Here is a 25,320-nt window from a genome sequence, read left to right as displayed (position 1 = left end):
GGGTCTTGCCGCTTCCTACAGTGAGCGCTAACGCCCGCCGTTCATGCCCTCCCAAAAGGATTCGGACATGCGCGTGGTTGTACTTGGCGCCGGCTTGCTCGGCGTGACTTCGGCCTACTATCTTCAGCAGCTCGGCCACGAGGTGACCGTGGTCGACCGGCATGCCACGCCGGCAGCCAAGGCCCGCGGGATGGCGACCACCGCCAGCCCGCATGCGCTGCGTGCCGCGGGCGCTGCGCCGCGGCGCGGCAAGAAGCTGTCCCGTCTGTGCGACGGCATCCGCCGCGGCCTCTCGCGGCTCATGGACCGGGCCGTCGGCACGCCGCCCAAGCGCGATCCGCTCGACCATCTGGTGCGCCTGGCCGCCTACAGCCGCAAGAGCGCGCGCGCCCTGCGCGAGGAAGCCGGCGTCTCCCACGGCAGCCGTTCGACCGGCCTCTTGAACCTCTACACCGATGCCGACGCCTTTCGCGTCCGGATCGCCGGCGCCACGCACTGGTCCTCGCTCGGCTGCGAGGAACGGCTGCTGTCGGCCGATGAAGCGCTCGTCGTCGAACCGGCGCTGAAGGCGATGCGCAGCAGGCTGGCCGGTGCGACCTACGCGCTGGAGGACCCGGCGCGCGATCCCGCGCAGTTCGCCGCCAGCCTGGTGTTCCTCTGCCGCGCCGCCGGCGTGCGCTTCATGACCCGCCACACCGTGGTCGCACTCAAGGAGCGGGACGGCCGCATCGACCATGTCGAACTGCTCGATGCCGCCGGCCAGCCGACCACCCTGCGCGGACAGGCCTACGTGCTGGCGCTGGGCGCATCGAGCGTGCCGCACGCCGAAGACCTGGGCATCGACATGCCGCTGCGCTTCGTGCGCGAATACATCGTCACGATGCCGCTGCTGAACCCCGCGCTGGCACCGCGCATCCCGTTGCGCGACCGCCAGGGCAAGCTGCGCATCACGCGGATCGAATCGCCGTCCGGCGACCAGCTGCGGGTCCAGGCCATCGTGCAGGCCGGGCTCGACGAGGAAGCCGAACCCGACTCGGACCGCTTCCGGGCGATCGTGCGCCGCACCGAGATGCTGCTGCCTGGCGTCGCCGACGCCGCGCGCGCCAGCTTCGACACCGCGATGCAGGCGTCCAGCACCAACCGGCTGCCGATGATCGGCAAGACCCGGCTGCCGAACCTGTTCCTGAACACGGCACCCGGCACGCGCACCTGGGTCCACGCCTGCGGCGCGGGCAAGTCGATCGCGCGCATCGTCAGCGGCCTCCGGCCCGAACTCGACTTCGCGTTCCGCCGCCCCTAGCGCGGGAAGGCGCAAGCCCACTACAATCCGCCCACTGCAGGAGAGCGGGCCCACGGGCCCCACCGAAGGCGCAAACTCCCATAAACGCTCAGGTCGGCCCACGCGATGGGCTCGTACTGCAGTTCACTGTCAAAGCCGTCTGGAGAGCCACCACGCCAAGCGTGGTGCACCGAAGGAGCAAACCCGTTGCGGGCGCAGCGGGTGAATCTCTCAGGTACCGAGGACAGGGGGAGCGGCAACTTGGACGCGCGGTCCGGTTGCTTTCGTTTCCGACAGCAATCCGTTTTCCTCGCGTTCGAGCGCTGCAACCATCAAGGGTTCTCGATATGCGCGTGATCGTTCTTGGCGCCGGCCTGCTCGGCGTGACCTCGGCCTACTACCTCCAGCAACTCGGCCACGAAGTGACCGTGGTCGACCGCCAGGCCACGCCGGCGGCAGAAACCAGCTTCGCCAACGGCGGCCAGATCTCGGTCAGCCATGCCGAGCCATGGGCCAATCCGGGGGCGCCGCTCAAGGTGCTGCAGTGGCTCGGCAGGGAGGATGCACCCCTGCTGTTCCGCATTCGCGCCGACATGCGCCAGTGGCTCTGGGGCCTGCAGTTCCTGCGCGAATGCACGCCGGCGCGCACCCGCCACAACATCGAGCAGATCGTGCGCCTGGGCACCTACAGCCGCGACACGCTGCAGCAGCTGCGGCGCGACACCGGGATCGACTACGACCAGCGCACCCAGGGCATCCTGCACTTCTACACGACGCAGAAGGAGTTCGACGCCGCGCTGGCGCCGGCCGAGCAGATGCGCGCGCTGGGCTGCGACCGGCAGGTGATCTCGGCCGACGAGGCGGTGAGGCTCGAGCCCGCGCTGTCGCACATCCGCCCCAAGCTGGCCGGCGCGACCTACACGGCCGAGGACGAGTCGGGCGATGCCAACCGCTTCGCACGCGGGCTGGCCGGGCTCGCCGAGGCAGCGGGCGTCCGCTTCCTCATGGGCCATACCGTGACCGCCCTGCGCGAAGCCGGCGGCCGCATCGACCACGTCGAGGCGACCGACAGCGAAGGCCGCTTCCAGCGCGTTCGGGGCGACGCCTATGTGCTCGCGATGGGCTCGATGAGCCCGCTGCTCGCGGCGCCGCTGGGCATCCGGCTGCCGATCTATCCGGCCAAGGGCTACTCGGTGACGATGCCGGTCAAGGACGCCTCGAAGGCGCACCAGGTCTCGCTGACCGACGACGAATTCAAGCTGGTGTTCTCGCGCTACACCTCGGCCACGGGCGATCGCCTGCGCATCGCCGGCACGGCCGAGCTCAACGGCTACGACCGCGACCTGAACGCGGTGCGATGCGAGGCGATCGTGCGGCGCGTCGAGGAACTGTTCCCCGGAGCCGGCGATGCCTCCGGCGCGCAGTTCTGGACCGGCCTGCGCCCGGCGACGCCGAGCAACGTGCCGCTGATCGGCGGCACCCGGCTTCCCAACATGTTCCTGAACACGGGCCACGGCACGCTGGGCTGGACCCATGCCTGCGGCTCGGGCAAGTCGATCGCGCGCATCGTCAGCGGGCTGGCGCCGGAAGTCGACTTCGCCTTCACCGGCACCCGCTCGGGGCCGTCCCCGGCCCTGCAGCCGGCCTGAGCGCTCAGGCCGGCGCGGGAGCGTGGGCGCCCAGGCCGGCGCCGGGCCGCCCCAAGGCGGCCTGCGGCCCCCTCGGGGGGCAGCGACCCACACGCAGTGGGGGAGCGTGGGGGCCTTCAGTCGTTGCTGGTGAACACCGTCAGCACGCCTGTATAGCCGTAGAGGTGATTGCGGGCGATCTCGCCGGCGGCGAAGAAGCCGACCAGCGGGACGTCGCCGAGCGCATGCCGCACGATCTGCAGTTCGGCGCCCGGGGCGCCGAAGTGCGGCCCGCCGCGCCCCGAGCAGCTCACGTAGATCGCGCCCGCGATGCGGCGCGCCGGATGCGGCGCTGCCTCGGCCTCGCCGGCGGCGATCTCGCGCGCGGTCGCGAGCGTCTGTTCCTGCGGCTCGAGTTCCTCGCGGATCTCGGCGCAGACGCGCATCAGGTCGGCACGCGCGGTCTGCACGCTGCGGCGGCAGAAGCTCATGCGCATCCCGGTTTCGGCCACATCCGCGATCGCCACGCCGCGACGCGTCGGGTCGAGGCCGATGATGTGGCGCACCCGCACGTCGGCCCCCAGGTCGCCGGTGCGCCGGACACCGTCGCTGCCGGCCTCGACCAGGCCGACCAGCGTGGCACGCACCGCTTCGATGGCCTGCTCGGGCGCGTCGAGCGAAACCCGCAGGTCGGCCAGCAGCACGTCGAGCGCGGGCTCGCCATCGAGTTCCAGCAGCAGATTGCCGTCGGCCCGCGTGATCTCGCGCTCGCGCGACACCGGCTGGCAGCCCTGGGTCACGCGCGAGACCAGCCGCACGCCGTCGCCGAACACCACGCCCGACAGGCCGCCCGAGAACACGCCGCCCACGGCGCCATGCCCCCGGATGTTGCCGTTGCCGCCGATCGCGAACTGCAGCGAGCCGACCCGGCCGGAGGACAGGCCGCCGAACAGGTAGCCGGTGTCGGTGCGCTCCGCCATTTCGGCGATCAGTTCGCCAAGTTCGGGGGTGCGCGGGTCGGCATGCACCAGCGCCGTGTGGGCGGCGAAGCCGCTCATCTCGGAACTGGCGAGCGGCGCCACGCCGGAAAACACGCGGTACTGGTCGCTGGGCAGCGCGCACAGCATCACGCTGAGCGCCGGCTCGTCGAAGTACTCGGCGTTGTTGGCGGCCACGCCGACGCCGACGGTGCCGGTCCAGTCGGTGATCTCGGGCAACTCGGCGCCCAGGTGATCGAGGATCTCCTGGGCATCGGCCCCGTAGTGGTCGGTGATGTAGAGCAGGCCCAGCGTCGGCGAGTGGGCGTAGTCGGGCAGCGCCATCTGGGCCCGCAACTGCGCCAGCACCAGCCCTGCGGCCATGCGCCACTGCGGATGGGTGGCATGCCCCGAAGGAAAGAGTTTCATGGGCCCGGCTTTCAACTCGCGCGCTTGCGCGCCGACGCGGGCCGCTTGGCAGCGGCGGCGCCGCGGGCCGGCGCGGCCTTCTTCGGGGCGGCGGCGGCCGGCCTGGCCGCGCTCTTTCCCGACGTCGGTCCCGCGCCCATCGCGGCCGCGTCCGCCATGGTCGGCACCTTGATCTGGGAGGCGTCCTGCAGCGCCGAACTGGCGATCTGCTGGAACTGCTGCGTGAGCGCCCCCCACCACTGCAGGGGATCGACGACACCGGCCCCGTCGGCCCCCGAGCCGTCCGCCGCCTTGGCGCGCTTGCGCGCCGGTGCCGCTTCGGCCTCCGGCTCCGCTTCGGGTTCGGGCTCGGCGGCGGGAGCCGGCGGCTCGGCGCGGGATGCGGGCTCCGGCGCCGGCGGCCGCGTGAAGGCGCTCGCCAGGTCCTCCATGCGGACGTTCATGCCGCGCAGCGTCGACAGCGTCATCTTCTGGACTTCGAGCGCCTGGATCGTCGCTTTCAGTGCGTGGCCGTTCTGCTCGAGCCAGTACTGCACGGTCTTGAGCTCCTGGATGCGCTTGTCGACCTCCTCGACGCTGAGCGTCGGCGCCACCCAGCTCGACAGGCTCGGCAGGCCCGGCACGGCGCTGGGCGAGGCGCTGGCGCCAGCCAGGTTCTTGAGGAAGTCGAAGCCCGGAACGAACTGACTGAAGGCGAAAGGCTTGTTGGCGTCGCTCATGGAGTGCTCCGGATGTGGTGGTTCTTGTCCGGCCAGCTTACTCCAAGGATCCCGGGTTTTGGGCCAGTGAACGCATCCAGCACTCGCCATCGCGGTCCGGGTTGTGGACAATGACCCACTCGACACAGAATGACACATGTCCATCTTCCATCTCGCCTTCCACGTCCGCGATCTCGATGAAGCCCGGCGCTTCTACGGCGGCGTGCTCGGTTGCGTCGAAGGCCGCAGCACCGACACCTGGGTCGACTTCGACTTCTTCGGCCACCAGATCTCGCTGCACCTCGGCGAGCCCTTCGCCACGTCGCGCACCGGCCGCGTGGGCAACGTCATGGTGCCGATGCCGCACTTCGGCATCGTGCTCGAGCTGCCCGCCTGGAAGGCCCTCGCCGCCCGGCTCGAGGCCTCGGGCATGGACTTCGTGCTGAAGCCGCAGCTGCGCTTCGAAGGCCAGCCCGGCGAGCAATGGACCATGTTCTTCTGCGACCCCTTCGGCAATCCGATCGAGGCCAAGGGCTTCCGGTCGCTCGACACCGTCTACGACGCATGACCCCTGCCGCAGCGCCAACCCCGAGACCGACGCGCCCGCGCGCCGTCGGGGCGGCGGCTGCGCTGCTGCTCGCCTGCGCCGCCGCGCACGCGGTGCAGGACTGCGAGCTCAATGGCCAGGCCGTGAATCCGGCCAACGCAGGCACCACCGCCGGCAAGACCGGCCTGATGCGGTGCAAGGACCGGGACAGCGGCCTGCTCGTGCGCGAGCAGCAGATCCAGAGCGGCACCTTCATGGGCCTGGTCCGGTTCTACGAAAACGGCAAGCTCGCGAAGGAGCACAGCGTGAACGCGCGCGGCAACATGGAGGGCCGGGCGCGCGAGTTCTCGCCCTCCGGCCAGGTCCTGCGCGAGGCGATCTACGAGGACGGCCACGAGATGGGCCTGATTCGCACCTTCTATCCGAACGGATCCGTGCGCCGCGTCACTTTCGTCGCCGATGCGGCGGGCGAGCGCGCCTCGGTCGAGTTCAATGACCGCGGGCAGCTCTCGGCGCTGCGCTGCGGCGACAAGCCGGTGCTGGCGCCGGTGGTCGACGACGCCCGTCTCTGCGGCTTCGGCGGCGGCGCCTCGAACGTGGAACTGTTCGACGCCAAGGGAACACTGCGCTCGCGCCTGTCGTATGTGGCGGGCAAGCGGGTGCGCAGCGAAGACCTCTACGACAACGGCAAGCCCGCGGCCCAGGACGAGGTGGTCGGCAACCAGCGCATCGAGCGGCGCTTCTCGTCCGAAGGCATCAAGCGCCGCGAGGTGGTCTCGCTGGTCGGCGAGCGCAGCGCGGTCAAGCAGCGCGAGCAGGAGTTCTCCGAGCGCGGCACGCTGGTGCGCGAGCAGCGCTGGAATCCGGCCGGCGTGCCGCTGAGCGACGAAAGCTTCTACCAGAACGGCCAGCCGCGCAGCAAGTCGGTCTATGGCATCGGCGGCAACCAGCGCTTGATCGAGGTCACCGAGTACCACGACAACGGCCAGAAGGCCGCGGTCGGCCGCTACCTGGCGAACGACCGGCTCAGCCAGATGCCGACCGGCGTCCACCAGCGCTTCGGCGACAACGGCCTGGTGATCGCCGAATCGACCTACGACGACCGGGGCCGCGTCACGCGCGAGCGCAGCTGGGACCCCGCCGGCAAGCTGGAGCGCGACGACGAAGTCTTCGAGGACGGCTCGCGCAAGGCGTTTGCGAAACCTTGATACCTTGCGGGACAGACCAAGAAACTGCGCAGCAGTTTTTGCTCTGTCCTCAACTGATCAGAAGGCAACTTGATCAGAAGCAACCGATCGAAGCAAGTTCAATCCAGCTTGATCCCCGTCGCCTTGATGATCGGCCCCCACCGCAGCGACTCCGCCCGCGACAGCGCCGCGAACTGAGCCGGAGTCCCCGGCATCGCCTCCATGCCGAAGTCGCTGAAGCGCTTCTGCACCGCCGGCGTCGTGAAGGCGCGGTTGAGATCGCCATTGAGCCGCGCGATGATCGGCGCCGGAATGCCGGCCGGTCCGACGATGCCCTGGAAGGCGAACACCTCGGAATTCATCACGCCGACTTCGGCCAGCGTCGGCACGTCCGGCAGCAGCTTCGAGCGGCTGCCCGAGCCGATGGCCAGCACGCGCACCTTCTTGCCCTGCATGATCGACAGGCCCGAGGCCAGGTCGAGGAACATCGCCGGCACCTGGCCGCCCATGACGTCGGCCATCGCCGGCGCCGCACCGCGGTAGGGGATGTGGGTGATGAAGGTCCCGGTGCGGACCTTGAACATCTCCATCGCCAGGTGGTGCGGCGAGCCGTTGCCCGGCGAGGCGTAGTTGACCTTGCCCGGATTGGCCTTCACGTAGGCCAGGAAGGCCTTGAAGTCCTGCGCCGGAAAGTCCGGGTGCACGACCAGCGCCAGCGGGAACTTGCCGATCGCGCCGATGTAGCTGAAGTCCTTCTCGGGGTTGAACGGCAGCTTGCTGAACAGGTGCTCGTTGAAGGCCAGCAGCGCGTTGTCGGCCGACATGATGGTGTAGCCGTCGGGCTTGGACTTGGCGACCAGTTCGGCGCCGATGTTGGTCGAGGCGCCGGGCCGGTTGTCGGTCACGATCTGCTGGCCCAGCGTCTGGCGCATGGCCTCGGCCAGGGTGCGGGCGATGACGTCGGTGCCGCCGCCGGCCGGGTACGGCACCACCCACTTGATCAGCTGGTCGGGGAAGGCGCCCTGGGCGCGCGCCCACGGTGCTGCTGCGGCGGCGGCCGCGGTGGCAGCGAGGGTGGTGAGCAGGGTTCTGCGATCCATGGAAAGTCTCCTGTGATGTATGTCTGCAAATGTAAATGCTCAGGCCGACAGCGACGGCACCGGCAAGCCATCCAGGGCTTGCGCGAGCGCGTCGCGGCAGCGGGTCTCGTCGCCCACCTGCTCGAAAAGCAGCAAGGCGAGCCGGGCCAGGAACAGCGATTCCCGCTCGGGTCCGGCCTCGCTGATGGCGCGGGCGCATTCGGCATAGACGCGGTCGCGGGCCTCGGGTTGCAGGGCGTTCATGCGGACTCCTTGGTGGTCGTCAGTGCGGCGGCGCGGGCGAGGGCCCGCGGCAGCGCCCCCGGCGGCGGCCGGCGCCAGCGCGCCGCCACATGGCCGTCGGGACGCAGCAGGTAGACGGCACCCTGTGCGGCGCCGAGCGCAGCGAACACCGTCGGCTCGGCATCGGCCGGCGACAGCTCGCACAGCGCGACCGGCAACGGCCCCTCCTGCGCCTGCGAGAGTTCGGCCCGCAGCGCGTCGTCGGCCGGCGGGAGGTTCAGCAGCAGCACGGTGAACACCGGCCCGAGCCGGCCCGTGAGATGCGAGCCGTCGGCCAGCTGCTGCTCGGGCATCGCCTCGCCGGGAAGGGGCCCGGCCGCAAGCGCATCGCCGCTGCTCGACAGCATCGAACCGGCATAGCCCACGGCCTGCGTCTGGCGCGGGTTGATCAGATTGGCAATGCCGCGGTGCGCGCCCGCGAGCGACAGCGCCGCCTCGCGCAGCAGGTCGAAGCCGCGCGAGGGCGGCGACATGAACTCGGTGCTGCGCATCGCGTTCTCGGCGTTGACGTGGAAGGCCGCGATGCGCTCCTGCGAATAGCTGTCGAGCAGCGACGCATCGGACACGCCGCGCGCCACCAGCGCCAGCTTCCAAGCCAGGTTGTCGGCGTCGTCGAAGCCCGAGTTGAGTCCGCGCACGCCGAAGATCGGCATCGCATGCGCCGCGTTGCCGGCGAACACGACCCGGCCGTGGCGATAGCTTTCGAGCGTCATCGCGCCGGCGCGGTAGACCGAGGTCCAGACCGTGTGCCAGGGCAGGTGGCCCTCGCCGATCGCATCGAGATGCCGCTGCACGAATTCCTGCACCGCCGCGGGCTGCAGCGCCTCCTCGGTGCTCTGGCCGGCGCGCAGCTGGTAGTCAATGCGCCAGATGTCGTCGGGCTGCTTGTGCATCAGCACCGTCGAGCCAGGGTTCCACGGCGGATCGAACCAGGCCCGGCGCTCGGTCGGATGCCCGCTGTGCAGCTCGATGTCGATGATCACGTAGCGGCCTTCGTAGCCGGTGCCGACCAGGTCGAGGCCGAGCGCCTTGCGCACGAAGCTCTGGCCGCCGTCGCAGGCCGCCAGCCACTGGCCGCGCAGCGCATAGTCGCCGAGCGCATTGCGTGCCGACAGCAGCAGGCCGTCGGCCTCTTGCGTGAAGCCGGTCAGCGTGCTGCCCCAGCGGATGTCGATCAGGCCCGGCGCCGCGGCGTTGCGGCGGACGATCTCGTCCAGCAGGTACTGCTCGATGTAGTACTGCTCGAGGTTGATCATCGGCGGCAGCTTCTGCCGCTCGTCGTGCGCCATCTCGAAGCGGAACACCTCCTCGGTCTTGTAGAAGCTGCGCCCGCCGGTCCAGGGCAGGCCCTTGGCCAGGAAGGCCGGCAGCGCGCCGAGGCGCTCCACGATCTCGAGGCTGCGGCGCGAGATGCAGGCGGCGCGGCTGCCGACGCAGACCGTGTCGTCGGCCTCGAGGATCACGCTGCGCACGCCATGGTTGGCGAGCCCCAGCGCGAGCGACATGCCCACCGGTCCGCCGCCCGCGATCACGACCGGATGGCGGCCCGGCTCGACGCCCTGCTCCAGCGGCGGCAGCCAGGGCGCGAAGCGCGTGTAGTGGAAGGCGCCGACCGAGGGCGGCAGTTCGGCCGTGACCGGCGGCAGCGGGCCGGTGGCGGCGTCGCCGGGCCGGGCGGCAGGGGGATTCGCGGCAGCGGTGTTCATGGAACGGGATTGTCCGGATGCGCCCGCCACGCCAATGTCATAACTTCGTACGAAGTGATAACCCCAGGATCGAAATGAAGCGCTGGCCCGTCCGTGCCAACGAGGGGGCCCTGGCCGCGCCCGTGGTCGGCAGCGTGCTGGCCGGCATCGGCACGGCGCACCTGGCCGCGAGCTACCTGGCGGCCATGCACCGGGTGCTGCCCGTGACTTTCTGCACCGTGTTCGCGGCCGGCGCCAACGGCCGCATCGAGACCATCTCGGCGGCCAGCAGCTACGGCAACACGGCCGAGCGCACCGCCGAACGCTACGTCGCCGAGCGCTTCGACCGGCTCGATCCGCACATGGCCTGGCTGGCGGGCCGCAAGCTGCCGAAGCGGCCGCAACTCTGGCTCGGCCACCATCGCGCCGAGGAAGTCGAAGACCCGGTCTACCGCGCCGCCTGCTACGGCGATGTGGGGATCCGGGAACGCGCATCGGTGCTGCTGCTGCTGCCGAGCGGCCAGCGGGCCGCGGTGAGCTTCTATCGCAGCCTGGCGCAGCCGGATTTCGGCAGCGCGGATTTCACGCTGCTCGAAGCCCACGCCGCGTTGCTGGCCGACGCGACCACCGCCCATGGCCGCAGCGCGGTCGCCGCCCGCGAGGCTGCGGAGCCGGCACTGGCCTCGCGCCTGCTCGGCCTGAGCCTGCGCGAGCGCGAGGTGGTCGGCCACCTGCTGGCAGGCAAGACCGCCAAGGAGGCTGCGCGCGAGATCGGCGTCGAACTCACGACGGTGCGCACGCACCAGTACCGGGCGTTCCGCAGGCTCGGCATCCGCAGCCTGAAGGACCTGCTGCGCGGTGCCCGCGCCTGAGGCGCGCCTCAGCTCGACGCCACCACTTCCTGGTCGATCGCGCCGAACACCGAATGTCCTTCGCGATCCTTCATCTCGATGCGGATGGTGTCGCCGAACTTCATGAACTCGGTGCTGGGCTGGCCGTCCTGGATCGTCTCGATGCAGCGCTTCTCGGCGATGCAGCTGTAGCCCTTCGGCCAGTCCATGCCGCCCTTCTTCTCGACCCCCTTGTTGCTCACGGTGCCGCTGCCGACGATGCTGCCGGCGCGCACGTTGCGGGTCTTGGCGATGTGCGCGATCAGCTCGCCGAAATGGAAGGTCATCTCCTCGCCGGCGTCGCACATCCCGACCTTGCGCCCGTTCCAGGTGCTTTGCAGCTGCAGGTGCACGCGGCCGCCCTGCCAGGCCCCGCCGAGCTCGTCCGGCGTCACGGCCACCGGGCTGAAGGCGGTGGCGGGCTTGCTCTGGAAGAAGCCGAAGCCCTTGGCCAGCTCGGCCGGGATCAGGTTGCGCAGGCTGACGTCGTTGGCCAGCATCAGGAGCCGGACGCCGTCCAGCGCCTGCGCCGGCGTGGCGCCCATCCGCACATCGCCTGTCACCACCGCGATCTCGGCCTCGAAGTCGATGCCGAAGGCCTCGCTGGCGACCACCACCGGATCGCAGGGGCCGATGAAGTCGTCGCTGCCGCCCTGGTACATCAGCGGGTCGGTGTAGAAGCTCTCGGGCACCTCGGCGTTGCGCGCCTTGCGCACCAGCTCGACATGGTTCAGGTAGGCCGAGCCGTCGGCCCACTGGTAGGCGCGCGGCAACGGCGCCATGCACTGCGCCGGATCGAAGGGGAAGGCATGGCGGGCCCGTCCGGCATTCAGCGCAGCGTAGAGGTCCTGCAGCTGCGGGCTCATGAAGCCCCAGTCGTCGAGCACCTGCTGCATGCGGCTGGCGATGCCGGTGGCGTAGTGGGCGCTGGCGAGGTCGCGCGAGACGACGACGAGCTGGCCGTCGCGCGAACCGTCTTTGAGGGTGGCAAGTTTCATGGTGGCGGCGGATGCCGGCGCGGCATCGCTACTAAACTGGTTGGACGGGCGGCAGTGTACCGAGGTGAACCTCCGGGCCGTCGCCCGCTCCATCCTCGATGCCGACCGCTGCCCTCCCCGATGCCCTCGACGCTCCGCGCGTGCCCTGGCGCGGGCTGGCGCTGCTGACCGCGCTCGTGGCACTGGCCCATCTGGCCCTGCTCGGGCTGACGCCGCCGGGCTCGGGCCCGCGGCCTTCGCCGCTGGCCCAGACCTTCATCACGCGCAGCATCGTCATCGCGCCGGCGCCGCAGCCGGAACCGCCCGCCGCAGCGCCCGTGGCCCAGGCGCCGCCGCCGCCCCGGCCGGTCCGGCCGCGCCCCGCGCCGCGCCCTCGCCCCGCGGTCGCGCCGACGCCGGAGCCCGCCACCGAGCACGCGATGCCGACCGAGAGCCCGCCGAACGACCTCATCGCCCAGGCCGGCATCGACGCCGGCGACGCGACCACCCCCGAGCCCGCGGCCAGCGCCTCCGACGGCTCGGCAGCCTCGGGCGCATCGTCCTCGAACGCGGGTGCTGCCGCCGGCAGCGACACCGCGGGCGCCATCCCCGGCCCCGCGACGCTGCAGGTGCCAGGCTCGGTGCGCCTCGGCTTCGCCGCCACGGCGCAGCAGGGGGCGCAGCCGCTGCAGGGCGTGTTCGGCGAGCTGGTCTGGCTGCAGGACGGCAGCCAGTACGACCTGAAGCTGGCCTGGACCTTCCTTTTCAAGACCCTGCGCAGCCAGCACAGCACGGGCCGCATCGGTCCGACCGGCATCGAGCCGCTGCGCTTCTCCGACACCCGCAGGACCGAGGTCGCCTCCCATTTCGACCGCGACAAGGGGCAGGTCGTGTTCAGCAGCAATGTGCCGAGCGTGATGCTGCTGGCCGGTGCACAGGACCGGCTCAGCGTGGTGCTGCAGCTCGGGGCCCTGCTGGCCGGCGATCCGGCGCATTACCCGACCGGCGCGGTGATCGCGGTGCAGACGGTGGGCCCGCGCGACGCCGAGATCTGGACCTTCAACGTCGAGGGCGAAGAGGAACTGGCGGTGCCGGCAGGCCAGTTCCAGGCCCGCAAGCTCACGCGCAATCCGCGCAAGCCCTTCGACGACAAGATCGAGCTGTGGCTGGCGCCCGCGCTGGGCTGGCTGCCGGTGCGAATCCGCCAGACCCAGACCAACGGCGACTTCATCGACCTCCAGTTGCGCAATCAGAACGCGTTGCGGACCGCCAATCCGTGACAAAGACACGCTCTGAAACAGGCGCGTGCCTACAAGGCAACGCTGCATATTGAAACTGGCGCGTTGATTGCTATCTAAGCACCATGAATGCCATCGACATCCTCACAGGACCCGACATGCAAATGCTCTACGACTCCGACTCCTTCGTCGTCGTGCACGTGCAGCCGACCGAAGGCGAGGCGCCCGCGGCGCCCCACCTGCCGGTGCTGGCGCGCCACGGCTTCGAGATCGTGGACAAGCGCTCGGGCAAGGAGGTCTACCTCGACGGCTCCTGGGCGGAACTGTTCCAGCAGCAGATCGCGGCTTGGCAGCTCAATACCCCGACCCAGGAAGAGGTCGAGGACACGCTGGAAGGCTACGCCGAGTTGGCGCACACTCCGGTCCTGGTCCACTGAGCGCGCGCCCGGGGAGCAGGACGCGCATTCAAGCTTGCGCCCGGCGCGTCAGTCCGCCGGGCCGGCGAGCCCGAGCAGGGCCTGCAGGATCGCCAGCCGGCTCTGCCCCAGAACCATGCCCTGCCAGGCAGGCTGGTCGCAATAGAAGGCATCTCGAATGGTTTGCCGGATCGCTCCGGCCAGTGCCGGCGGCGCTTCGGGATGCTGGCGCAGCCAGGCCTCGCCGCGCAAGGCGTCGACCATTTCTTCGAACGGCACGGTGCCGAACTCGAGCGCCATGAGAGTGCGCCGTGCATCAGGACAGGCGGCATAGATGGTCGAGGCCAGATGGCCGGTGATGTCTGCCGAGGTTGACGTGCCGGCAAACGGCACCGCGACATCGGCACCCCACCAGCGCCTGGCACGCGCGACCTCCTCGGCGTCGCGCCGGCCGGCGAAGATCTTCTCGCCGTGGCCCCAGGGCCCGAGCCCCGTATGGACGTCGATCCACCCGATCTCGGCAAAGGCGGCCGCCTGCGTTCGCAGCACCTGTTCCAGGGTGCGCAGCGATGCAGTGCGCGCGCCGCCGCCGAAGAACAGGCCGTCGGGGTGCGTGTACTGCCCCTTGGAGACGGCATCGCGATAGCCCAAGGCGCCGTGCCGGGCAATGTGGTCGGCCACGGCGTGGCGATTGGCTTCGTCCGGGGGCCAGGCGGCCGGCAGCAGCAGCGCATGCAGTTCCGCGTAGCCGGGATTGGCCGGCAGCGCGCCGCCGAAATCCTGGGCGTTCCGGTTCAGGTCGATGTTGTCCTCGTTGGTCCGGCTGATCCAGGAGAAGCCGTACGGATTGATTGCATGGATCAACAGCAGCGCGACCCCGGAGCGGGCCGCGCGCGCCAGCAGATCGGCATCGACCATCAAGGCCAGCTGGCACGCCGAGCCGCAGAAGCCCTCGACGCCGTGGGTGGCCGAACTCAGGATCAGCACCGCCTTGGCACCCTCGGCGCCGATCAGGGCGACGTCGGTGGCCAGTGCCTCGCCCTCGGCGCCGCGGACTTCCAGCCCGAAGGATCGAAGCTCTGCCCGGCAGGCTGTCGCCGCGGCCAGGAAGCGCTCGCGCGCCTGCGCGTAGCTGGCAGAAAAGCAGCGCTCCACGGACGCGGCCAGGGCGGTCGGCGCACTCATCTACTTCGCCTCGAGCTTGATCGACTTCGCGATGGCGCGCAGCCGGCCCGCCTCGGCGGCATAGCCGCGCGAAGCCTCGGCCAGGGTCGTGGCCGGCGCCATCATGAGGCCCTGCGCTTCGAGCTGGCTGCGCACCGCCGGATCGGCCAGCACGGTGTTAAGCGCCGCGTGCAGCCGCTGCACCACCTCTTCGGGCGTGTCCTTGCGAACGAAATAGCCATGCCAGAGGTGGAAGCTGAAATCCTTGAGGCCCTTGCTGTCGTTCACGCTGGGGAAGTTCTTGAGCATCGGCACCTCGGTCTTGCCGGATGGCGCCAGCGTTCCGATGATCTTCAGGCGGCCCGATTCGGTCATGCCGATCAGTTGCTGCTGGATCGGCGCCAGCATGAAGTCGATGGTTCCCGCGCCCAAGTCCTGCATCAGCGGCGCGCCGCCCTTGTAGGGCACGTGCGTCATGGTGGCGCCCAGCCGCTCGGCCAGATGTTCGCCGAGCATGTGATAGAGCGAGCCGTAGCCCACGCTGCCGAAGGTCAGCGGCTTGGTGGGGGAGGCGCTGCGGGCCAGCGCGATGAACTCGTCCATGTCGTTGGCGGGCAGGTCCTTGCGGGCCATCAGCACCATCGGCGCCACCCCGATCATCTGGATCAGGCGGAAGTCGTCGCTCTTGTACTTGATGGCCGCATTCGCCAGCGGCACCAGGATGGTCTCGTTGGAAGAACCCTGGAACAGGTAGTAGCCGTCGCTCGGCGCATTGAGCACCTTCTGCGCGCCGATGGCGCCTCCGGCCCCGCCCAGGTTCTCCACCAATACCGGCTGGCCCAGCAGCCTGGACAGCGGCGTGTGGATCACGCGGGCGATCACGTCCGACGAACCGCCGGCGGGATAGGGAACCATGAGGTTCACCGGCTTCGAGGGGTAGGGATCTGCGGCCCTGGCGCCGACGGCCAGAAACAGGGAGGCCAGGCAGATCGAGAGCGTCTTCTTGAGGTTCACGGGGGGTCCTTCGGGAGTGCGGGGTGCGGCAGCCCATGGATGCTATAAAAGCCACCCGATTCGGAAAAGACAAAATCTTTGGCTCAAAGATCAGCTTTCGTTATCCCATCGCCGATGCCAGCCCGATGAAGCCCCAGCAACTGCGCACTTTCCTGGCGGTGGCGGAACACCGCAGCATCCATGCCGCCGCACGCGCCTTGTTCGTGTCGCAGCCGGCGGTCACGCGCACCATGCGCGAGCTCGAGCGCGACCTCGACGTGCCCCTGCTGAGGCGCAGCATCAGCGGCGTGGAACTGACCGAGGCGGGCCTCGCCTTCCAGGTGCGCGCCAGCCTGCTGGTCGAGGAAATGCGCCGCACCCGCGAGGAGCTGCAGTTCATGAAGGAGGGCGCCAACGGGCGGGTGGCGGTGGCGCTGACCTCCACCGTCGGCCTGACCCTGCTGCCGCCGGCGCTGGAGAGCTTTCAGCGGCAGATGCCCCGCGCCCGCGTCAGCATCAACGAAGACCCGGTGCCGCTGGCGCTGCGCAAGCTGCAGGACGGCACGCTCGACTTCATGGTCGTCAACACCCTCTCGGGCAGCCTGGGCACCGCCTTCCACCAGCAGCCGCTGTTCGACATGTCCTTGATGGTCGCGGCCAGGCGGCAGCACCCGTTCGCCGCCGCCGGCTCGATCCGCGAGCTCAACGAACACCTGTGGGTGGCGCCCGGCTACGCGCCCGACCAGGACTTCGTCGCGCAGCTGTTCGCCTCGCACGGCCAGCCGGCGCCGGCACGCATGCTCGAATGCGAGTCCTTCGCGATCGCCATGCACCTGCTGACGCGCATGGATGCCTTCGCCTTGCTGTCCGCGGCATTGATCGAGCAGGAGCTGACGCCGCGCGGCGTGGTGGCGCTCTCGCTGCGGGAGCCCATCCCCCCGGCTCGGATCAGCATCGTGACCTTGCGCAACGCCCGCCTGACCCCGACCGCCCAATGCCTGATCTCCTGCCTGCGGGCCCAGCCGCTGCCGGCCGGCATGCGCCGCGCCGAGGCCTGAGGCAACGCGCGGGTTAGCATCCGCGGATGCTCTCGAAACGGATTCCCGCCCAAGCACGACACCTTTCCTGCCTCGCGCTGGCGCTCGCCGCGATGCTCGCCGCCTGCACCACGCCGGCGCCCACCGACGCGCCGATCTCGCGCCGGGCGGCTGCGCTGCTGCCGACCGACGCCCTGCTGCTGGGCGAACAGCACGACGCCGCCGAACACCAGCAGATCGAACGCGAAACCGTCGAGGCGCTGGCCCAACGCGGCAAGCTCGCCGCCGTGGCGCTCGAGATGGCGGAAGAGGGCAACAGCACCGCCCATCTGCCGGTCGATGCGACCGAGGCCCAGGTGCAGACCGCCCTCAGCTGGAACGACAAGGGTTGGCCCTGGGCCGCCTACGGGCCGGTGGTGATGGCCGCGGTGCGCGCGGGGGTGCCGGTGGTCGGCGCCAACCTGAAACGCGCCCACATGCGGGATGCGATGGCCGATGTCTCGCTCGATGCCCAGCTGTCGGACGCCGCCCGGGCCGCCCAGCAGGAGGCGGTGCGCAGCGGCCACTGCAACCTGCTGCCCGAATCGCAGATCGTCCCGATGACGCGGATCCAGGTCGCGCGCGACCGGGCGATGGCGCAGGCCGTCGTCAAGGCGAAGGCGCCTGGCAAGACCGTGCTGCTGGTCAGCGGCGCCGGCCACAGCAACAAGCTGCTCGGCGTGCCCCAGCACCTGCCGACCGATGTCTCGGCGAAGGCGGTGCGGATGCAGGCAGGCTCGGCCGCCGACAGCGCCCCCGGCAGCTTCGACGCCGTCTGGCCGACCCCGGCGCTGCCCGAGAAGGACTATTGCGCCGGCGTCAGGCGTGCTTCCTGATCGAATCCGCCAGCGTGTTGACCAGCGTGTCGATGTGCGACTTCTCGACGATGTAGGGCGGCGCGATCACGATCACGTCGCCGGCCGGGCGCACCAGCGCGCCCTTGTGATAGCAGTCCACGAAGATGTCGTAGGCCCGCTTGCCCGGTGAGCCGGCGATCGGCGCCAGCTCGACCGCGGCGGCCAGGCCCAGGCTGCGGATGCCGATCACGTTCGGCAGGCCCTTGAAGGTGCCGTGGAAGGCGTCGCCAAGCACCTTGCTCATCTCGCCGGCGCGGGCAAACAGCTGCTCCTGCTTGAACAGGTCGAGCGTGGCGACCGCCGCCGCGCAGGCCACCGGGTGGCCCGAGTAGGTGTAGCCGTGGAAGAACTCCACCACGTGCTCGGGCGCCGAGGTCTTCATCATCTCGTCGTAGAGCTTGTCGCGGCAGATCACGCCGCCGAGCGGAATCACGCCGTTGGTCACGCACTTGGCGAAGTTCAGCATGTCCGGCACCACGCCATAGAAGTCGGACGCGAAATTGGTGCCCATGCGGCCGAAGCCGGTGATCACCTCGTCGAAGATCAGCAGGATGCCGTGCTTGTCGCAGATCTCGCGCAGCTTCTGCAGATAGCCCTTGGGCGGCAGGTACCAGCCCGCCGAGCCGGCGACCGGCTCGACGATGATCGCCGCCACGTTGCTCGGGTCGTGCAGCGGCAGGATGCGCTGCTCGAGGTCGGCCAGCGGGTCTTCGGCCCAGACCGGCTCCTGGTTGTGGACGTAGGCGTGGTTCACCGGGTCGTGGATGAAGCGCATGTGGTCCACGCGCGGCAGGAAGGCCGAGCCGAACACCTTGCGGTTGCCCGGGATGCCGCCCACCGACATGCCGCCGAAGCCGACGCCGTGGTAGCCCTTCTCGCGGCCGATGAAGAGGTTGCGGTGCCCTTCGCCGCGGGCGCGGTGGTAGGCCAGCGCGACCTTCATCGAGGTGTCGGCGGCTTCGCTGCCCGAATTGCAGAACAGCACCTTGTTGAGGTCGCCGGGCGCCATCGCGGCGATCATCTCGGCGGCCTGGAAGGCGCGGTCGTTGCTGACCTGGAACGCCGTGGCGTAGTCGAGCGTGTCGAGCTGCTTCTTGATCGCCTCGTTGATCGGCTTTCGGTTGTGGCCCGCACCCACGCACCACAGCGACGAGATGCCGTCGATCACCTTGCGGCCGTCGTGAGTGGTGAACTCCATGCCGTCGGCCGCCACGAAGACCCGCGGGTCCTTCTTGAACGAACGGTTGGGCGTGAAGGGCAACCACTGGTTGTCCATGTTGAAGTCGTTGAAGGCCATGTATTCACTCCTGAGAGGTCGGACTGTCGGGAACGGGGCATTTTGGCACCAGCCGCGGCCTGCCGTCGGCCCCTGCGACAATGTGCGCCCTTATGAACCCCGCGTACATCCTCACCCTCTCCTGCCCCGACCGCACGGGCATCGTGCATGCCGTCTCCGGTTTCCTGCTCGAGCGCGGCGGCAACATCGAAGAAGCGGCGCAGTACAACGACCACGACACCGGGCTTTTCTTCATGCGCGTGCGCTTCGCCTGCGAGCAGGGGGAGAGCGTCCTGCGCGAGCAGATCGCCGCCCTGGCCACCGAGTTCGGCATGCGCTGGAAGCTGCACCCCGCGGCCGAACCGATGAAGACCGTGATCCTGGTCAGCAAGGAAGGCCACTGTCTCAACGACCTGCTGTTCCGCTGGAAGAGCGGCCTGCTGGCGATCGACGTGCGCGCCATCATCTCGAACCACCGCGACTTCTACCAGCTGGCGGCGAGCTACAACGTGCCCTTCCACCACATCCCGGTGACCGCCGCGACCAAGGCGCAGGGCGAGGCGAAGCAGCTCGAGATCATCGAGGCCGAAGGCGCCCAGCTGGTGGTGCTGGCGCGCTACATGCAGATCCTGAGCAACGACCTGTGCGGCAAGCTGGCCGGCCGGGCGATCAACATCCATCACTCGTTCCTGCCGAGCTTCAAGGGCGCCAAGCCCTACTACCAAGCCCATGACCGCGGTGTGAAGCTGATCGGCGCCACCGCCCACTACGTGACGGCCGACCTCGACGAAGGCCCGATCATCGAGCAGGACGTGGAGCGAGCCGACCACACCGACACCGTCGAGGCGCTGACCGCGCGCGGCCGCGACACCGAGAGCCAGGTGCTGGCGCGGGCCGTCAAGTGGCACAGCGAGCACCGGGTGCTGCTCAACGGCCACCGGACCGTGGTCTTCAAGTGACGGGAGTCTGAGCCTGCCATGAACGGTCTGCGCGGCATGGCCTGGCTGCTGGTGTTCCAGTCGATCGGCGAACTGCTCTCGCGTGGCCTGTCGCTGCCGCTGCCGGGTCCGGTGCTCGGCATGATGCTGATGCTCGCGGGACTGCGCTTCGCGGTGGTGCGCGAACCGGTCGCCGAATGCGCGAGCTTCCTGCTGGCGCACCTGTCGCTGCTGTTCGTGCCGGTCGGCGTCGGCGTCATGACGCACCTCGCGCTGCTCGGCCAGTACGGCGGGCGCATGCTGGTGGTGATCGCGCTGTCGACCTGGATCGGCCTCGCGGTGACCGCGCTGGTGCTCTACTGGCCCGACCGCCGCAAGAAGGCCTAGCCGCATGCCGCGTTTCGTCGAGCTGTGGATCTACCTGTCGGCGACGCCGCTGTTCGGGCTGACCGCGACCCTGGTCGTGTACCTGCTGGCGAACGCCGCCTACACCCGCGCCGGCGGCGCGCCCTGGGCCAATCCGGTGCTGTGGTCGGTGGTGGTGCTGGCGGGCGGCCTGCTGGCCACCCGGGTCGACTACCCGACCTACTTCGCCGGCGCGCAATTCATCCATTTCCTGCTCGGCCCGGCGGTGGTCGCGCTGGCTTGGCCGCTGTGGCAGCGGCGCGCCGAACTGCGGGCCCGCTTCGGCCGCTTGCTGATGGCCTCGCTGCTCGGCGGCGCGGCTGCAGGCGGCTCCGCGGTGGCACTGGGCTGGGCCTTTGGCCTGCCGCACGACGTCGTGCTCTCGCTGGCACCCAAGTCGGTCACTGCGCCGGTGGCGATGGGCATCTCCGAAAAGATCGGCGGCATCCCGGCGCTGTCGGCCGTGTTCGCCGTGCTCACCGGAATGATCGGCGCGCTGTCGGGCAAGTACCTCTTCGACGCGCTGCGCATCGGCACCGATGCCACGGGCTTCGCGGCCCGCGGCTTCGGCCTCGGTACGGCCGCCCACGGCATCGGCGCGGCACGTGCCCTGCACGTGAACGCCGACGCCGGCGCCTATGCCGGGCTGGCGCTCGGCATGCAGGTCGTGCTCGCCGCCCTGCTGATGCCGCTGGTCTTCAAGCTGTTCTAGCTGCGGTTCGGATTGTCCGGCCGGCGGTCGTGCGCGTTCGGCACGCCGTCGCGGTCACGGTCCCAGCCACCGCGCTGGTACTCCCAGCGGCCATCGCGCTCGTCCCATTGCGGAGCGCGATAGGCATAGCCGTTGCGCGCCCGCATGTAGGTTCCCTTGTTCCACACATAGCGGTGGCCGTTCCACTCGTAGTGGCCCGGTGCCCACACGTAGCCCTTGCGCGGCGGCGGCACGTGTTCTGGACGCGGAGGCGGCGGTGCCACGCGGACCACGACGCCCGGCTGCGCCTGCGCGTTCGCCGGAACCACGGCGGCGCCGAGCGACAACAGCGAGGCGGCACCGACGGCAAGGCTGACTGCAAGTTTCTTCATGAGGACTCCTTCGAGTTGTTGGAGCCTTCATCCTCCCTGCGCCATGTCAATTTCCTGTAAGCGGCAAGCGAAGTGTTGTGTAGAGCTGTGACCCGCGTGGCTGCGGCTTCAAGGCTATTTGCGCAGTGTCCGCAGGTCGATCGCGTCCGCCATCGCGGCGTAGCCCGCGTTGCCCGGGTGAAGGTGATCGCCGCTGTCGTGCAGCGGGTTCAAGGCCTGCGGATCGGCGGGATTGCGCATCGCCGCATCGAAGTCCACCACGGCCGCCACATTGCGGCGGCTGCGAATCCAGCGGTTCACTGCATCGCGGCGGGACTCCTTCTCCTTGCTCCAGTAGCTCGCGCCCTTGAACGGCGGCAGCGTGCCGAGCAGCACCTTGATGCCGCGCTCCTGCGCCTGCCGGATCAGCAGCTGAAGGCCGGCGGTGATCTCCTCGGCCGCCGGCTGTCCGCGGATCGGACCGGCCGCGCCTTCGGGCATGCTGAAGCCGATGTCGTTGATGCCGATCATGATCACCACGTGCGTGACGCCAGGGAGCGCCAGCACGTCGCGCCCGAAGCGGGCGATGCCCTTGAGGCCGACGCCATCGGCCAGCAGGCGGTTGCCCGAAAGGCCGGCATTGACGACCGTGACCGGCGCCTGGCCGGGCTGGGCGCGCAGCCGTGCCGCCAGCCGGTCGGGGTAGCGCACCGGTCGTCCGTTGTCCTCGGTCGCTCCGGCGCCCTCCGTGATCGAATCGCCGAAGGTCACCACCACGCCGCCATCGGCCGCCCACGCCGGGGCCGGCGCGTTCGCGCCCAGGACGAGGGAGCCGACAAGGAGCGCGGCGCGGCGACGGGAAAGCATCATGCGAAGCGCAGTGTACGGAGCTCGCCGCCGGCCGCGCGCCCGCCCTTCACCAGGTATCGACGTAGGCCAGCGCCGGCTCCCGCGGGGCCGATGCCGAGGCCAGCCCGCGCACCAGCCAGGCGCGCGTGTCGGCGGGATCGATGACGGCATCGATCTCGAGCGTCTGCGCCATGTGGATCGCCTCGCCGTTGGCGTACTGCTGCGCCACCAGCTTCTTGAACAGCGCGTCGCGCTCGGCGCCCTCGGCGGCGGCCTCGAGCTCCTTGCGGAAGCCGAGCCGCACCGCGCCTTCGAGGCCCATGGCCCCGAACTCGCCGGTCGGCCAGGCCACGGTGAACACCGGCGCGTCGAAGCCGCCGGCCGTCATGGCCTGCGCGCCCAGGCCGTAGCCCTTGCGCAGCACCACCGCGAAGTACGGCACGCGCAGGTGCGATGCCACCATGAACATGCGGCACACATGACGAACCTGCGCCTGCGCCTCGATCTCGGGCCCGACCATGAAGCCGGGCGTGTCGCACAGCGCCACCAGCGGCAGGCCGTGCGCATTGCACAGCTGCATGAAGCGCGCCGCCTTGTCGGCCGCCTCGACGTCGATCGCGCCGCCGAGATGGTGCGGATTGTTGGCCAGCAGGCCGACCGGCTTGCCCTCGATGCGGGCCAGCGCGGTCACGATGCCGGCACCGAAGCCGGCGCGCAGCTCGAGCAGCGAACCGGTGTCGGCGACGCCGCGCATCGCGGCGCGCACGTCGTAGACGCGCAGGCGGTTCTCGGGCACCGCATGCCGCAGCGCGCGCGGGTCGGCGCAATGCCACTCGCTGGTGGCCCCCTGGAAGTACGAGAGGTACTGCTTGGCCGCGGCCACGGCTTCGGCTTCGTCCTTGACCAGGATGTCGATCACGCCGTTGCGCGACTGCACGCTGCTGGGGCCGATCTGCTCGGGCGCGAAGCTGCCCAGGCCCCCGCCCTCGATCATGGCCGGACCGCTCATGCCGATGTTGCTGGCCTCGGTCGCGATGATCACGTCGGCGCAGCCGAGCAGCGCCGCATTGCCCGCGAAGCAGCGCCCGTGCACGATGCCGACCACCGGCACCTTGCCCGACAGCGCCGCGAACTGGCTGAAGGTGTGGTTGTTGAGGCCGGCCACGATGGGCATGTCGGTGTCGCCCGGCCGGCCGCCGCCGCCCTCGGCGAACAGCACCACCGGCAGGCGCAGCTGGTGCGCGATGCCCAGCATGCGGTCGGTCTTGTGGTGGTTGCGCATGCCCTGCGTGCCGGCGAGCACCGTGTAGTCGTAGGACATGACCACGGCGCGCGATTTCTCGGCGCCGAACTGCTTCGCATTGATGCTGCCGATGCCGGTCACCATGCCGTCGGCCGGCGTGTTGGCGATCAGGTCCTCGAGCGTGCGGCGGCGGGTCTGGGCGGCGATCGCGAGCGCGCCGTATTCGGTGAAGTTGCCCGCATCGTCGGCCTGGTCGCAAAGGTCGGCGATGTTGGCGCGCGCGGTGCGGCCGCCCTGGGCCTGGCGCTTGGCCACGGCGGCGGCGCGGTTCGCATCGAGCGTCGGCGCGTGGCGGTCGATGACCTTCTGCAGGTCGGGACGGATCCGGTCGAGGTCGTGCGCGGACTCGGCCTCGGCTTCGACCGCCTGGGCATCGACGGCCTCGAGCCGCACCAGCGACTGGCCTTCGACCAGGTAGTCGCCCGGCGCCGCCAGCAGCGCCACGACCCGGCCGGCAAAAGGCGCATGCAGCAGATGCTCCATCTTCATGGCCTCGAGCACGCCCAGCTGCGCGCCCGCCGGCACCAGGTCGCCGACATCGACCTCGAACTGCACCAGCTTCGCCGGCATCGGCGCCTTGACCACCTGGGCGTCGTCTTCGTCCTGCGGCGAAGCCGCACCTGCAGGCACCGGCAGGCCACGCGCTGCCCTGGCGTCGGCCGCATCGATGCGCGACGCGGCGGCCAGCAGGTCCGCCAGATGCGCCTCGACGAAACGCGTGTGCACCGCCTGGGTCGCGAACTCGGGCCGCTCGGCGATTGCCCGCAGCAATGGGAGATTGGTTGCGATCCCCTCGACGCGGCACTCTTCGAGCGCGCGCTGCGAGCGCCGCACTGCGTCGGCGAAGCGTGACGAGGACGAATGGACGATCAGCTTGGCCAGCAGCGTGTCGTAGTGCGGAGACGGTGCGAGGCCGGCGTAGCCATGGGTGTCGACGCGCACGCCGGGCCCGGCCGGCAGGTCGAAGCGCGCCAGCGTGCCGCCGGACGGCCGGGCCTGGCCGTCGGCATCGAGGGTCTCGGCGTTGATGCGCCACTGGACCGCGAAGCCGCGCTGCGGCGCGCTGCGATCGGCATCGATCGCGAGGTCAGCCAGCGTCTGGCCGTCGGCGACCGCGATCTGCAGCTGCACCAGGTCGAGGTCGGTGACCGCCTCGGTCACCGTGTGCTCGACCTGCAGCCGCGGATTGGCCTCGATGAAGACGAAGGGCAGTGTCGTCGAGCGCTCGTCGACCAGGAATTCGAAGGTGCCCAGGCTCTGGTAGCCGACCGCGCGAGCCATGCGCAGCGCCGCCTGCGTGACCTGCAGCCGCAAGGCCTCGGGCAGCGAGGGGCTGGGCGCGATCTCGACCAGCTTCTGGAAGCGCCGCTGCAGCGTGCACTCGCGCTCGCCGAGGCTGGCCACCGCGTGGCCGTCGCCCAGCACCTGCACCTCGATGTGGCGCGCATTGCGCATCAGGCGTTCGACGTAGACGCCGTCGACACCGAAGGCCGCCTTGGCCTCGGAGGTGCAGCGTGCATGCGCTTCGGGCAGGTCGGCCGCGTTCAGCACCGCGCGCATGCCGCGGCCGCCGCCGCCGCCGATCGCCTTGACCATCACGCCCGCGCCATCGGCCTGCTGCGCGGCGAAGAAGGCCTGCGCCTCGGCCAGGCTCACCGCGCCGGCGCTGCCCGGCATCACCGGCACGCCGCATTGCTCGGCCAATGCCCGCGCGCGCGCCTTGTCGCCGAACAGCGCGAGCTGCTCTGGCGTCGGGCCGATGAAGCGCAGGCCGGCGTCGGCGCAGGCCTGCGCGAAATCGGCCCGCTCGCTCAGGAAGCCATAGCCCGGGTGCACCGCATCGCAGCCCTCTGCGCGAGCGATCGCGACCAGCGCGGCACCGTCGAGGTAGGCCGAGGGGCCGGTCGCATCGAGCGCCACCGCGCTGTCGGCCAGTTGCACGTGCAGCGCCGCGGCATCGTCCCGCGCATGCACCGCAACGCTCGCCAGCCCCAGGTCGCGCAGCGCGCGCACCAGCCGCACGGCGATCTCGCCGCGGTTGGCAATCAACACTTTCTTCGGCAT

The 25,320-nt window shown here is 70.1% G+C and carries 24 protein-coding genes and 2 riboswitches; of the genes, 12 read left to right on the top strand and 12 right to left on the bottom strand.

The window, feature by feature from the left end:
* The first annotated feature begins 67 nt into the window (after positions 1-67).
* Complete coding sequence (locus tag QTI45_RS07305; RefSeq protein WP_286371069.1) at positions 68-1,300, top strand: FAD-dependent oxidoreductase; 1,233 nt, start codon at positions 68-70, stop codon at positions 1,298-1,300.
* A 27-nt stretch (positions 1,301-1,327) separates the two neighbouring features.
* Positions 1,328-1,429, top strand: a riboswitch (glycine riboswitch).
* Positions 1,430-1,537: riboswitch (glycine riboswitch) on the top strand. It begins immediately after the preceding riboswitch.
* Between the two features lie 89 nt (positions 1,538-1,626).
* Entirely contained in the window at positions 1,627-2,928 is a 1,302-nt protein-coding gene (locus QTI45_RS07300; RefSeq protein WP_286371068.1) for a D-amino acid dehydrogenase, read from the top strand.
* A gap of 116 nt (positions 2,929-3,044) precedes the next feature.
* Here the strand turns inward: QTI45_RS07300 and QTI45_RS07295 are convergent, their stop codons facing one another.
* Both QTI45_RS07295 and QTI45_RS07290 read right to left on the bottom strand, forming a co-directional pair.
* Positions 3,045-4,313, bottom strand: coding sequence for an FIST signal transduction protein (locus QTI45_RS07295; RefSeq protein ID WP_286371067.1), 1,269 nt, complete (start codon positions 4,311-4,313; stop codon positions 3,045-3,047).
* 11 nt (positions 4,314-4,324) lie between these two features.
* On the bottom strand, positions 4,325-5,032 hold the full coding sequence (locus QTI45_RS07290; protein ID WP_286371066.1) for a PhaM family polyhydroxyalkanoate granule multifunctional regulatory protein: 708 nt from the start codon (positions 5,030-5,032) through the stop codon (positions 4,325-4,327).
* A gap of 136 nt (positions 5,033-5,168) precedes the next feature.
* On the opposite strand from QTI45_RS07290, the gene QTI45_RS07285 reads away from it, so the two are divergent.
* Together QTI45_RS07285 and QTI45_RS07280 are read left to right on the top strand one after the other, a co-directional pair.
* Entirely contained in the window at positions 5,169-5,579 is a 411-nt protein-coding gene (locus QTI45_RS07285) for a VOC family protein (protein WP_286371065.1), read from the top strand.
* Positions 5,576-6,766 carry a toxin-antitoxin system YwqK family antitoxin gene (locus tag QTI45_RS07280; RefSeq protein ID WP_286371064.1) on the top strand — a complete coding sequence of 397 codons (1,191 nt, stop codon included), beginning with the start codon at positions 5,576-5,578 and terminating at the stop codon, positions 6,764-6,766. Before QTI45_RS07285 ends, QTI45_RS07280 begins: the two co-directional genes overlap by 4 nt.
* Before the next feature lie 98 nt (positions 6,767-6,864).
* On the opposite strand, the gene QTI45_RS07275 is transcribed toward QTI45_RS07280, so the two are convergent.
* From QTI45_RS07275 to QTI45_RS07265, 3 genes are read right to left on the bottom strand one after another with little or no spacing between them, the layout of a single operon-like run.
* Complete coding sequence (locus QTI45_RS07275; protein WP_286653902.1) at positions 6,865-7,845, bottom strand: Bug family tripartite tricarboxylate transporter substrate binding protein; 981 nt, start codon at positions 7,843-7,845, stop codon at positions 6,865-6,867.
* Between the two features lie 39 nt (positions 7,846-7,884).
* Positions 7,885-8,088, bottom strand: coding sequence for a hypothetical protein (locus QTI45_RS07270; RefSeq protein ID WP_286371062.1), 204 nt, complete (start codon positions 8,086-8,088; stop codon positions 7,885-7,887).
* On the bottom strand, positions 8,085-9,833 hold the full coding sequence (locus QTI45_RS07265; protein WP_286371061.1) for an FAD-dependent monooxygenase: 1,749 nt from the start codon (positions 9,831-9,833) through the stop codon (positions 8,085-8,087). The genes QTI45_RS07270 and QTI45_RS07265 overlap by 4 nt, the downstream gene beginning before the upstream one ends.
* 74 nt (positions 9,834-9,907) lie before the next feature.
* On the opposite strand from QTI45_RS07265, the gene QTI45_RS07260 reads away from it, so the two are divergent.
* Positions 9,908-10,684: a helix-turn-helix domain-containing protein gene (locus QTI45_RS07260; protein WP_286371060.1), complete on the top strand. Its 777-nt coding sequence runs from the start codon at positions 9,908-9,910 to the stop codon at positions 10,682-10,684.
* An 8-nt stretch (positions 10,685-10,692) separates the two neighbouring features.
* Here QTI45_RS07260 and QTI45_RS07255 read toward each other — a convergent pair whose 3' ends face one another.
* On the bottom strand, positions 10,693-11,700 hold the full coding sequence (locus QTI45_RS07255; protein ID WP_286371059.1) for a fumarylacetoacetate hydrolase family protein: 1,008 nt from the start codon (positions 11,698-11,700) through the stop codon (positions 10,693-10,695).
* A 98-nt stretch (positions 11,701-11,798) separates the two neighbouring features.
* Here QTI45_RS07255 and QTI45_RS07250 point away from each other — a divergent pair, with 98 nt between their 5' ends.
* The gene (locus tag QTI45_RS07250; RefSeq protein WP_286653901.1) at positions 11,799-12,959 is read left to right on the top strand and encodes a DUF3108 domain-containing protein; all 1,161 of its coding nucleotides are present in this window, start codon (positions 11,799-11,801) and stop codon (positions 12,957-12,959) included.
* 116 nt (positions 12,960-13,075) lie between these two features.
* Complete coding sequence (locus QTI45_RS07245; RefSeq protein ID WP_286371057.1) at positions 13,076-13,354, top strand: BTH_I0359 family protein; 279 nt, start codon at positions 13,076-13,078, stop codon at positions 13,352-13,354.
* 48 nt (positions 13,355-13,402) lie between these two features.
* On the opposite strand, the gene QTI45_RS07240 is transcribed toward QTI45_RS07245, so the two are convergent.
* The gene (locus tag QTI45_RS07240) at positions 13,403-14,518 is read right to left on the bottom strand and encodes a M14 family metallopeptidase (protein WP_286371056.1); all 1,116 of its coding nucleotides are present in this window, start codon (positions 14,516-14,518) and stop codon (positions 13,403-13,405) included.
* On the bottom strand, positions 14,519-15,511 hold the full coding sequence (locus QTI45_RS07235) for a Bug family tripartite tricarboxylate transporter substrate binding protein (RefSeq protein ID WP_286371055.1): 993 nt from the start codon (positions 15,509-15,511) through the stop codon (positions 14,519-14,521).
* A gap of 125 nt (positions 15,512-15,636) precedes the next feature.
* Here QTI45_RS07235 and QTI45_RS07230 point away from each other — a divergent pair, with 125 nt between their 5' ends.
* Positions 15,637-16,548, top strand: a complete 912-nt coding sequence (locus QTI45_RS07230) for a LysR family transcriptional regulator (RefSeq protein WP_286371054.1) — start codon at positions 15,637-15,639, stop codon at positions 16,546-16,548.
* A gap of 26 nt (positions 16,549-16,574) precedes the next feature.
* Entirely contained in the window at positions 16,575-17,402 is an 828-nt protein-coding gene (locus QTI45_RS07225; RefSeq protein WP_286371053.1) for a ChaN family lipoprotein, read from the top strand.
* Here QTI45_RS07225 and aptA read toward each other — a convergent pair.
* Entirely contained in the window at positions 17,386-18,720 is a 1,335-nt protein-coding gene (aptA, locus tag QTI45_RS07220) for an omega-aminotransferase AptA (protein WP_286371052.1), read from the bottom strand. The two genes, QTI45_RS07225 and aptA, sit on opposite strands and share 17 nt — an antisense overlap.
* Positions 18,721-18,812: 92 nt before the next feature.
* Between aptA and purU the strand changes: the two genes are divergently transcribed.
* Genes purU through QTI45_RS07205 form a run of 3 tightly spaced genes read left to right on the top strand, consistent with a single transcriptional unit; the run spans position 18,813 to position 20,754 of the window.
* Positions 18,813-19,658 (top strand): formyltetrahydrofolate deformylase, encoded by an 846-nt coding sequence (gene purU, locus QTI45_RS07215; RefSeq protein ID WP_286371051.1) that lies wholly within the window; start codon positions 18,813-18,815, stop codon positions 19,656-19,658.
* An 18-nt stretch (positions 19,659-19,676) separates the two neighbouring features.
* Complete coding sequence (locus tag QTI45_RS07210) at positions 19,677-20,024, top strand: CidA/LrgA family protein (RefSeq protein WP_286371050.1); 348 nt, start codon at positions 19,677-19,679, stop codon at positions 20,022-20,024.
* A 4-nt stretch (positions 20,025-20,028) separates the two neighbouring features.
* Entirely contained in the window at positions 20,029-20,754 is a 726-nt protein-coding gene (locus QTI45_RS07205) for an LrgB family protein (protein WP_286371049.1), read from the top strand.
* Here QTI45_RS07205 and QTI45_RS07200 read toward each other — a convergent pair.
* The 3 genes from QTI45_RS07200 to QTI45_RS07190 form a co-directional block, all read right to left on the bottom strand.
* Positions 20,751-21,125 (bottom strand): YXWGXW repeat-containing protein, encoded by a 375-nt coding sequence (locus QTI45_RS07200; protein ID WP_286653900.1) that lies wholly within the window; start codon positions 21,123-21,125, stop codon positions 20,751-20,753. The genes QTI45_RS07205 and QTI45_RS07200 overlap by 4 nt on opposite strands.
* A 114-nt stretch (positions 21,126-21,239) precedes the next feature.
* Complete coding sequence (locus tag QTI45_RS07195) at positions 21,240-21,974, bottom strand: SGNH/GDSL hydrolase family protein (protein ID WP_286653899.1); 735 nt, start codon at positions 21,972-21,974, stop codon at positions 21,240-21,242.
* 46 nt (positions 21,975-22,020) lie between these two features.
* Positions 22,021-25,320 carry a carboxyl transferase domain-containing protein gene (locus QTI45_RS07190; RefSeq protein WP_286653898.1) on the bottom strand — a complete coding sequence of 1,100 codons (3,300 nt, stop codon included), beginning with the start codon at positions 25,318-25,320 and terminating at the stop codon, positions 22,021-22,023.

Origin of the sequence: Variovorax saccharolyticus (assembly GCF_030316765.1) — a bacterium.
Taxonomy (GTDB): domain Bacteria; phylum Pseudomonadota; class Gammaproteobacteria; order Burkholderiales; family Burkholderiaceae_C; genus Variovorax; species Variovorax saccharolyticus.
Note: the sequence above shows the minus strand (reverse complement) of the source record. Positions and strands in the feature narration are given on the sequence as shown.

Excerpts from the sequence above, each read along its gene's own strand:
- QTI45_RS07230 (WP_286371054.1), top strand. The coding sequence starts at position 15,637 with ATGAAGCCCCAGCAACTGCGCACTTTCCTGGCGGTGGCGGAACACCGC.
- QTI45_RS07275 (WP_286653902.1), bottom strand. The coding sequence starts at position 7,845 with ATGGATCGCAGAACCCTGCTCACCACCCTCGCTGCCACCGCGGCCGCC.
- QTI45_RS07280 (WP_286371064.1), top strand. The coding sequence starts at position 5,576 with ATGACCCCTGCCGCAGCGCCAACCCCGAGACCGACGCGCCCGCGCGCC.
- QTI45_RS07285 (WP_286371065.1), top strand. The coding sequence starts at position 5,169 with ATGTCCATCTTCCATCTCGCCTTCCACGTCCGCGATCTCGATGAAGCC.
- QTI45_RS07225 (WP_286371053.1), top strand. The coding sequence starts at position 16,575 with ATGCTCTCGAAACGGATTCCCGCCCAAGCACGACACCTTTCCTGCCTC.
- QTI45_RS07250 (WP_286653901.1), top strand. The coding sequence starts at position 11,799 with ATGCCGACCGCTGCCCTCCCCGATGCCCTCGACGCTCCGCGCGTGCCC.
- QTI45_RS07270 (WP_286371062.1), bottom strand. The coding sequence starts at position 8,088 with ATGAACGCCCTGCAACCCGAGGCCCGCGACCGCGTCTATGCCGAATGC.
- QTI45_RS07260 (WP_286371060.1), top strand. The coding sequence starts at position 9,908 with ATGAAGCGCTGGCCCGTCCGTGCCAACGAGGGGGCCCTGGCCGCGCCC.
- QTI45_RS07300 (WP_286371068.1), top strand. The coding sequence starts at position 1,627 with ATGCGCGTGATCGTTCTTGGCGCCGGCCTGCTCGGCGTGACCTCGGCC.
- QTI45_RS07255 (WP_286371059.1), bottom strand. The coding sequence starts at position 11,700 with ATGAAACTTGCCACCCTCAAAGACGGTTCGCGCGACGGCCAGCTCGTC.
- QTI45_RS07240 (WP_286371056.1), bottom strand. The coding sequence starts at position 14,518 with ATGAGTGCGCCGACCGCCCTGGCCGCGTCCGTGGAGCGCTGCTTTTCT.
- QTI45_RS07200 (WP_286653900.1), bottom strand. The coding sequence starts at position 21,125 with ATGAAGAAACTTGCAGTCAGCCTTGCCGTCGGTGCCGCCTCGCTGTTG.
- purU (WP_286371051.1), top strand. The coding sequence starts at position 18,813 with ATGAACCCCGCGTACATCCTCACCCTCTCCTGCCCCGACCGCACGGGC.
- QTI45_RS07205 (WP_286371049.1), top strand. The coding sequence starts at position 20,029 with ATGCCGCGTTTCGTCGAGCTGTGGATCTACCTGTCGGCGACGCCGCTG.
- QTI45_RS07265 (WP_286371061.1), bottom strand. The coding sequence starts at position 9,833 with ATGAACACCGCTGCCGCGAATCCCCCTGCCGCCCGGCCCGGCGACGCC.
- QTI45_RS07210 (WP_286371050.1), top strand. The coding sequence starts at position 19,677 with ATGAACGGTCTGCGCGGCATGGCCTGGCTGCTGGTGTTCCAGTCGATC.
- QTI45_RS07245 (WP_286371057.1), top strand. The coding sequence starts at position 13,076 with ATGCAAATGCTCTACGACTCCGACTCCTTCGTCGTCGTGCACGTGCAG.
- QTI45_RS07195 (WP_286653899.1), bottom strand. The coding sequence starts at position 21,974 with ATGATGCTTTCCCGTCGCCGCGCCGCGCTCCTTGTCGGCTCCCTCGTC.
- QTI45_RS07305 (WP_286371069.1), top strand. The coding sequence starts at position 68 with ATGCGCGTGGTTGTACTTGGCGCCGGCTTGCTCGGCGTGACTTCGGCC.
- aptA (WP_286371052.1), bottom strand. The coding sequence starts at position 18,720 with ATGGCCTTCAACGACTTCAACATGGACAACCAGTGGTTGCCCTTCACG.
- QTI45_RS07295 (WP_286371067.1), bottom strand. The coding sequence starts at position 4,313 with ATGAAACTCTTTCCTTCGGGGCATGCCACCCATCCGCAGTGGCGCATG.
- QTI45_RS07290 (WP_286371066.1), bottom strand. The coding sequence starts at position 5,032 with ATGAGCGACGCCAACAAGCCTTTCGCCTTCAGTCAGTTCGTTCCGGGC.
- QTI45_RS07190 (WP_286653898.1), bottom strand. The coding sequence starts at position 25,320 with ATGCCGAAGAAAGTGTTGATTGCCAACCGCGGCGAGATCGCCGTGCGG.